The organism is Deltaproteobacteria bacterium (assembly GCA_016234845.1).
Lineage (GTDB): Bacteria > Desulfobacterota > Deferrimicrobia > Deferrimicrobiales > Deferrimicrobiaceae > JACRNP01.
This window is the reverse complement of the sequence record JACRNP010000096.1, coordinates 1-7,365: the sequence shown is the minus strand read 5'-3', so window position 1 is coordinate 7,365 and position 7,365 is coordinate 1. Positions and strand designations below refer to the sequence as shown.

Genomic DNA, 7,365 nt, shown 5'->3' with positions numbered 1-7,365 from the left:
CGGTGGGATTGTTCGGGAAGCAGAGGTAGATGATGTCCACCCGCTCCTTCGGGAGGGCGGGGAAGAATCCGTTCCCCTCGGTGCACGGCATGTAGACGATCCCGGCGTAATAGCCGCGCTCGTCCGCCGGCCCCGAGCGGCCGATCATCACGTTGGTGTCGTTGTAGACCGGGTAGACCGGGTCGCCGATCGCCACCCGGTTGTCGAGGGCGAAGATGTCGAGGATGTTCGCCGTGTCGCATTTGGAGCCATCGGAGATGAAGATCTCGGTCGGCCGGAGCTTGACCCCCAGCGGCGCGTACGATCTTTCGATCAGGGTCTCGATGAGGAAATCGTATCCCTGCTCGGGGCCGTACCCCATGAACGTCTTCCCGTTGCCGAGCTCGGAGACGGCGGCGTGGAATGCTTCGATCACCGCGGCCGGAAGGGGGAGCGTCACGTCCCCGATCCCGAGGCGGATGACCTTCGCCTTCGGATTCGCCGCCGCGAACGCCCGCACGCGGCGTCCGATCTCGGGGAACAGGTACCCCGCCTTGAGCTTCAGGTAATGTTCGTTGACCCGTGCCATGCGAACCTGTCCTCCGTCGCTTGATGGGGGGCGCAAAAAGAAGATATCACAGGATGCATCCGCCCCCGGCACGAAGGAGGGCCGCGATCGTCTTGCCGTCCCGGATCTCTCCGGCCACGGCGGAAGCCAGCGCTTCCGCGAGCGGGAGGCGGACCGTCTCGATCTCCTCGTAATGCTCGGGCGTGGCCGTCCCCTGGCGCAGCTCCTTCCCCACGAACAGGTGGATCACCTCGTCGAAGACGCCCGGGGAAGGGTAGAAGAACCCGAGCGGAAGGAGGTTCCCGGCTTCGATGCCGGTCTCCTCGGCCAGCTCCCGCCGGCCGCACACGGCCGGGTCTTCGCCCGGCGCAAGCCTTCCCGCCGGGATTTCCAGGAGAGATCCCCCCACCGCGGGGCGAAGCTGCCGGATGAGCGTGACCGTTCCGTCGTCGTGCAGCGGAAGAACGCCGACGCCGCCGGGGTGGCGGACGATCTGGTAGACGTGCCACCCCTTCCCGCCGATCCGGACCTCCATCTGCTCGAGATCCACGACCAGCCCCTTGAAGAGCGTCGAGCGGTTTCGCGTTTCCATCGCGCTCCGTTTCCTCCGATCGGGTGGTTACGGCACGAGGACGATCTTTCCCCGGGCTCCCGGGGACATCACGGCGACGTGGCTCTCCGCGGCCGAGGAAAGCGGCATCTCCCGCGCGACGACCGGACGCAGGGTGCCGTTCGAAAGGCCCGCCCCCAACGCGGCGTGGACGGTGCGCCGGTCCGCGGCGGGCATGTTGAATAGGGACATCCCCAGGATCGAGGCATCCCGCCCCATCGTGTCGCGAGGGTCGATCTCGACGGTACCGCGGCTGCCGATCACGACCGCCCGGCCTCCCATGGCGAGGATCTTGAGGTCCCGCGCGAGGTTCACGTTGGCGAGCATCTCCAGGATGACGTCGAATCCGCGCCCACCCGTGATCTCCATGGCCCGCTCGATATACCCGGGCTCCCGGTGGTCGAAGACGTGGTGCGCCCCTTCGCGAGCGACCAGGCCGATCCCCTCGGACGTGCCCGCCGTCCCGACGACCCGCAGCCCCGCGGCGCGGGCGATCTGCAGCGCGGCGATCCCGACCCCCCCGCTGGCGCCGTGGACCAGGACCGTCTCCCCGGGGACGGCGTTCGCCCGCTGGAAGAGGGCGCGCCAGGCGGTGGCGTACGGCACGCCGAGGGCGGCCCCCTGGGCGAAGGACGCATTGGCCGGCAGCGGGTGCACCATCGGAGTCTCGGAAAGGGCGAGTTCCGCGTACGCGCCCGTGATCGTCCCGGAAGTGTACACCCGATCGCCCGGCTTCACCCCCCGCACGCCTTCGCCGACCGCCTCCACGACTCCCCCCGCATCGTTTCCGGGGGTGTACGGAAGCGCGGGCGCGCGACCGTACGTGCCGGAACGGATGTACGTCTCGACCGGATTGACCCCTGCGGCCCGGACTCGAACCAGGACCTGCCCCGGACCCGGGACGGGATTTTGGACCTCCTCCAGCCGCATCGTTTCCGGCGGGCCGAACGCCCGCACCACGATCGCCTTCATCGGGAACTCCCTCTCTCCGGATTCCTCCGTGGGATGTACCCCATCGTACCGCTGTTTCCGGGGTGTGCGAAGCGGTACACTGACGATAGAGCCGACACCGGAGGTGGCCCATGGAAGAGAGCGACGGAAGATTGCTGACGGGGGCGTTGCTGGTGGTGACGGGGGCGATCCTCGGAGCGGGCGTGGCGCTGCTGTTCGCGCCGCAGTCCGGGAGGGAGACGCGGAAGGACATCGCCCGGTACGCGAAGAAGGCGCGGAAGAAGGCGGAGGGGGCGGTCGGGGAGTTCGCCGAGAGCGTCTCCGGCATGGTGGACACCATCGAGGAGAAGGCGGAGCGGCTTCTCGACCAGGGGAAGGATCTGGCCAAGGACTCGAAGGAGGCGGTGCTCGACGCGGTCGAGGATGGACAGGAGCGGCTCGCAAGGCAGCGCGACCGGCTCGCGAAGCTGCTGACGTAGCAGAACATCCCGGCGCCGGACGGCGGACGCCGGGCGGAGAGAGGTTCCATGGGATCGGACGACGGAAGGGCGGGCGCGCCGGAAACGCCGGGACAGGAACGGGAAGAGGAGAGTTTCGCCGATCTGCTGGACCGGAATTTCGTCGCGCCCGCGCGGTACGAACCGGGCCAGAAGGTCGTCGCCCGGGTGATCAAGGTGACTTCCGAGTGGATCTTCCTGGACCTCGGGAGGAAGGGGGAAGGGATCCTCGCAGCGAAGGAGCTGGCGGACGAGGAGGGGAAGCCGCAGGTGAAGGAGGGAGATCCGCTCCCCGCGTACTTCGTCTCCTCCGACGGAAGCGAGATGCTTTTCACCACGCGGATCGGAGGCGGCGCGGCCGGGACGTCGCAGCTCGAGGAGGCGTGGCGTTCCGGGATCCCCGTGGACGGCGCCGCGGTGAAGGAGATCAAGGGGGGTTACGAGATCCGGCTGGCCGGGGGCGCCAGGGCGTTCTGCCCCCATTCGCAGATGGGACTTCCCCGCGGCCGCGGCGCGGAGGATCCGGTCGGCAGGCACGCCTCCTTCCGGATCACGCAGTTCGGGGAGCGGGGACGGAACATCGTCGTGTCCAGCCGCGTCCTCCTGGAGGAGGAAGAGGCGCGGAAGCGGGAGGAGTCGATGGCGACCCTCTCGGAGGGGATGGTGGTCCGCGGGAAGGTCACCTCCATACGGGATTTCGGCGCGTTCGTCGACATCGGCCCGATCGAGGGGCTGCTCCCGGTATCGGAGATCGGCTGGGAACGGGTCGAGAACGTCTCCGACGCGCTGGCGGTGGGCCAGGAGGTCGAGGTCGCGATCACCCGGCTGGATTGGGCGAAGAAGCGGTTCACGTTCAGCCTCCGGAAAACGCTCGCCGACCCGTGGGAGACCGCCGCGGAACGGTTCCCGGCCGGTTCCCGGCACATGGGGAAGGTGGCGCGCGTTACCGCCTTCGGCGCGTTCGTCTCCCTCGGGGGAGGGGTCGACGGCCTGCTCCACGTCTCGAAGCTGGGCGGCGGGAAGCGGCTGAAATCGGCCGGCGAGGCGGTGCGGACGGGACAATCGGTCGAGGTGAAGGTCGATTCCGTCGACCCCGCCCAGCGGCGGATCGCCCTGTCGCTCGCCGGCGCGGAGACGGCCGGGTCCGGCGAGGAGGAAGCGGACGATTACCGGAACTACCTCTCCTCCTCGGCCGGGACCCCGCCCCTCGGCTCGTTGGGGGAGGCCCTCAAAGCGAAACTTTCCCGGGAACGGAAGTAGTCTCCGGCTTCGCGGCCGGCAGCGACGCCCACGCTTCCGTGCCGCGTCCCACGTCGGACCGGAACGTCAACGTCCCCCCGTGTTTTTCCATGATGTCCCGGGAGATGGACAGTCCGAGGCCCAGCCCGCCCGATTCCAGCCTGGTGGAGAAGAACGGCTCCGTGATCCGTTCCAGTATCTCCGGGGGCATTCCGCTCCCCTCGTCCTCCACGGCGATGACCACGTGCCCCGTCTCCTCCCGGAAGGATGTGGAGACCCGGATCCCCCTGCCGGGGTCGGGGAGGGACTGGAGCGCGTTCAGGATCAGGTTCAGGATCACCTGCTCCAGCTCGGCGACGGACCCCTCCACGGGCGGCACCCCTTCACCGTACGTTACCCGGAATTCGTGCGTGCCCTTCAGGATTTCGTGGTTCAGGATCTGCACGGTCGAACGGACCGCGTCGTTGACGTGGAACCGGCTCCCCGGATGGTCGTTCTCCTGACGGGTGTAATCCTTCAGGGCCGACACGATGTTCTTGATCCGCGCCGAAGCCTCGGTGATCCCCCGGATCATCCGGGGCACCGCCTCCCGCATCTCGGAATACGGCAATCCCCCCATAGGGAAATCGCCCCGCTCCCGGTGCTGCCGATCGAGGAGTTCCGCCGCATCCCGCCACGCGGACAGGACAAGCGGCGCGTTGAACATGACGACGTTGTTCGGGTTGCTGACCTCGTGCGCCACCCCCGATACGACGGATCCAAGCGCCGCCATCCGGCTGGAGTGGATCAGCTTCGCCTGCTGCTGTTTCGCTTCCTGTTCCTTCCGTTTCCGCTCCCGCAGATCCACGGCGGTGTAGACCGCCCCGCTCAGGGCCCCGTCGGGACCGCGGATGGAAGCTCCCGTCAGCCGCACCGGGATCTCCTCCCCATTCCGGCCGACGAAGAGGCACTCCGCGTCCCGGACCACGCCGGATTCGTTCCATCGCTCCCGGCCCGATCCGGGAACCCGGGCGTTCTTCCCGAGTATCTCCGCCATCGGGCGGCCGGCCAGCTCCTCCTCCCGGTACCCCAGCATCTCGAGGAGGGCGCGGTTCACGGTCTTTACATTCCCTGACGGGTCGACCGCCACCAGGGCATCGCTCATCGACCGGAGGATGCTGTCCAGGTAGTCGCGGGAGACCATGGTCCTCCGCAGTTTTCCCGCCATGCGGTCGAACGTGGCCGCCAGCTCCCCCAGCTCGTCCCGCCGCCTTGGACCGACCGTCGCGTCCAGGTCTCCCGTACCGATGCGCTGCGCGACCTCCCCGAGACGGCGGATCGGGACGCTCAAGCTTCGGGAAAAGATAAGCCCGAAGGAAAGCGCCAAGGCCACCGACACCCCCATGAACACGAAGACCTCCCGCTCGATGTCGGCGGCCTTCCGGTACGGGGCATCCCGCAACCCTTTCTCCGCGTCCACCATGTGCCCCACCATCCGGACCGTCGATTCCTGGGCTTCGTGCGCGACCCGGTGGAACTCCCGGATCCGCTCCCCCTGCTCCGCCGGATCGACCTTCCCCGCTCTCGCGATCTCCGCGTCCCGGGCCAGGAGGAGGGCGTTGCCCGACGAGAGCAGCCGGACCGCCCCCGACTCGATGTCCGCAAGGATCCTCATCCCTTCCTCGTCGTTCACGCGCTCCTTGAGAACGGCCAGCTCCTCGAGGAGGGAGGAGTGCCGCTCGTAGAACTTCCTCCGGTCGACGGGATTGCGTAGGACCAGGTACATTATCAGGTGGCTCTCCGCCCGCTTGGCGTAGCTCCCCGCGTGGGTCCCCGCCGTGATGGCCGCCTGCCGGTTGAGGAAGTCGGTCTCGAAATCCGCCAGCCGAAGGCTGGCCTCCCGCAGGGACGCGGCGGCCCGATCCAGCGCAAGGATCCGATCGCCGTGGCGTTCGGGCACGAACCGGCCCTCGCTGGCGCCTCGGTCCCGGGCGGCGAGGAGGGCGTCCCCCGTGACCCGGAGGGCCGTCGCCTCGGAGCGGATATCCTCCAGGATCCGTCGGGCCTCGGGGATCCGGACGCGGCTGTCCAGGATCGCGATATTCTGCGCCAGGCCCAGCAGCTTCTCCTGGTACTTCTTCCGGTCGATGGGGTCGTTCAGCGCGAGGTAGAGAAGGAGATGCGTCTCGGCGTCCTTGTCGAAGCGGCCGACCTCCATGGCCGCGGAAACGATGCTCCGGAAACGGTCGTCGCCCCCCGCGAAGGTTTCGGTGATCTGCCGTCCGGCGCGCAGCGCCGCGATGCCCATCAGCCCCACCAGGGTCGCCACGGTGACGAATCCGAGGGACAGTTTCCGCGAAATTCTCACACGTACCCTCCGGATGGACGATGGGTCGCCGCTCCCGGGCACCCGTCCGGCGGCGGCGAATAAGACGTTTTGTTTGGGATATAGATGCAGGCGCGGGCCGAGGAGTTCGTTTTCCCGGCGATTCGCCCCGGACCGCTACAGGTTCATTCGTTCGAGGAAGTACGGCATCTGGCGGCGCCACCACGGCCAGTCGTGGTTTACGTCGTGTCCCCAGAAGTCGATCCAGGCGGGAACCTCCTTGGAAGAGAGGACCCTCTGGAGCGAACGCGTGTCGGCCGCCATTTCGTCCTCCCACGCCCCCTGTCCCACGCACACGACGATCCTGCTCCGGCGGTACCGTTCGAGGTACCACGGGTCGTCGAGGTTCGGAAGGTACGCCAGGGGAGCGTTGAAGTACACGTTCTCGTCCATGTAGTCGCCGACGAAGCGGGTGAGCTTGTAGACGCCGGAGAGGGCGATCACCGCGTCGAACACGTCCGGGTGGCGGAAGAAGAAGTTCGCGGAGTGGTACCCCCCCATGCTGCACCCCGTGGCGAGGAGCCCCGAGGAGTCCGGGGAGCGTTCCCGGATGAAGGGGACCGCCTCCTCCACGATATACCGGTCGAAGTCGTTGTGGCGCCTGGCGCGGTCCGCCGGGTGGGCGGAGGCGTTGAGCCACGACTCCCGGTCGACGCTGTCCACCGTGAAGAGGGTGACCGCCCCGGAGTCGATGAACGGCCGGCACGCCTCCACCATCCCGAAATCCTCGTACTCGAAGAACCGCCCGCCGGACGACGGGAACACCACCACCGGCTTCCCGGCGTGGCCGTACACCTTGAGCTCCATGTCGCGCCCGAGGTGTCGGCTCCATTGACGGTGGTATTCGACGTTCATCGGGGTTCCTTATCCCGCCGTCACGCGGTCTCGTGGACGAGGCGGGCGGCGGCCAGGACCTCTTCCCGCTCCTTCGACCGGACGAGGTAGCCGTAATCCCCGATCGCGGCACGGAAGATGGAGTTCATCTCCTCGTGGTGGCAGACGAGCGGGCCCAGGGACCGGAGGACCTCTTCGTGCGACCGCGTGTACCGCTTGCTCCGTTTCCTGCCGATGTAGGCGACGTGCCACGCGCGCGACCAGGCCGTCGAGAACGGTTTGCCGGATACCACGCGCGCCCACTCCCGGTAGATGTCGATGT

Annotated in this window: 8 protein-coding genes; 2 read left to right on the top strand and 6 right to left on the bottom strand. The window is 68.0% G+C overall.

All coding sequences use genetic code 11. The features are described 5' to 3' along the window. The 3 genes from HZB86_07360 to HZB86_07350 form a co-directional block, all read right to left on the bottom strand. Window positions 1-568, bottom strand: a 568-nt coding sequence (locus HZB86_07360) for an LL-diaminopimelate aminotransferase (protein MBI5905356.1), incomplete at its 3' end; no start/stop codon positions are given. A gap of 46 nt (window positions 569-614) precedes the next feature. Continuing rightward, window positions 615-1,139 carry an NUDIX hydrolase gene (locus HZB86_07355; GenBank protein ID MBI5905355.1) on the bottom strand — a complete coding sequence of 175 codons (525 nt, stop codon included), beginning with the start codon at window positions 1,137-1,139 and terminating at the stop codon, window positions 615-617. A 27-nt stretch (window positions 1,140-1,166) separates the two neighbouring features. Further along, complete coding sequence (locus HZB86_07350) at window positions 1,167-2,129, bottom strand: NADPH:quinone reductase (protein ID MBI5905354.1); 963 nt, start codon at window positions 2,127-2,129, stop codon at window positions 1,167-1,169. Window positions 2,130-2,239: 110 nt separating this feature from the next. Between HZB86_07350 and HZB86_07345 the strand changes: the two genes are divergently transcribed. Both HZB86_07345 and HZB86_07340 read left to right on the top strand, forming a co-directional pair. Further along, the gene (locus HZB86_07345) at window positions 2,240-2,587 is read left to right on the top strand and encodes a YtxH domain-containing protein (protein MBI5905353.1); all 348 of its coding nucleotides are present in this window, start codon (window positions 2,240-2,242) and stop codon (window positions 2,585-2,587) included. A gap of 48 nt (window positions 2,588-2,635) precedes the next feature. Next, window positions 2,636-3,865 (top strand): S1 RNA-binding domain-containing protein, encoded by a 1,230-nt coding sequence (locus HZB86_07340; protein MBI5905352.1) that lies wholly within the window; start codon window positions 2,636-2,638, stop codon window positions 3,863-3,865. On the opposite strand, the gene HZB86_07335 is transcribed toward HZB86_07340, so the two are convergent. The 3 genes from HZB86_07335 to HZB86_07325 form a co-directional block, all read right to left on the bottom strand. Continuing rightward, window positions 3,834-6,191 (bottom strand): PAS domain S-box protein, encoded by a 2,358-nt coding sequence (locus HZB86_07335; protein MBI5905351.1) that lies wholly within the window; start codon window positions 6,189-6,191, stop codon window positions 3,834-3,836. The genes HZB86_07340 and HZB86_07335 overlap by 32 nt on opposite strands. 135 nt (window positions 6,192-6,326) lie before the next feature. Beyond that, window positions 6,327-7,064, bottom strand: coding sequence for an esterase family protein (locus HZB86_07330; protein MBI5905350.1), 738 nt, complete (start codon window positions 7,062-7,064; stop codon window positions 6,327-6,329). Window positions 7,065-7,084: 20 nt separating this feature from the next. Next, a partial coding sequence (locus HZB86_07325; GenBank protein ID MBI5905349.1) for a carboxylate--amine ligase occupies window positions 7,085-7,365 on the bottom strand: 281 nt, incomplete at its 5' end.

What these genes read in the sequence shown, in the direction of transcription:
- HZB86_07355 (MBI5905355.1), bottom strand. Translation starts at nt 1,139, where the DNA reads ATGGAAACGCGAAACCGCTCGACGCTCTTCAAGGGGCTGGTCGTGGAT.
- HZB86_07340 (MBI5905352.1), top strand. Translation starts at nt 2,636, where the DNA reads ATGGGATCGGACGACGGAAGGGCGGGCGCGCCGGAAACGCCGGGACAG.
- HZB86_07345 (MBI5905353.1), top strand. Translation starts at nt 2,240, where the DNA reads ATGGAAGAGAGCGACGGAAGATTGCTGACGGGGGCGTTGCTGGTGGTG.
- HZB86_07330 (MBI5905350.1), bottom strand. Translation starts at nt 7,064, where the DNA reads ATGAACGTCGAATACCACCGTCAATGGAGCCGACACCTCGGGCGCGAC.
- HZB86_07350 (MBI5905354.1), bottom strand. Translation starts at nt 2,129, where the DNA reads ATGAAGGCGATCGTGGTGCGGGCGTTCGGCCCGCCGGAAACGATGCGG.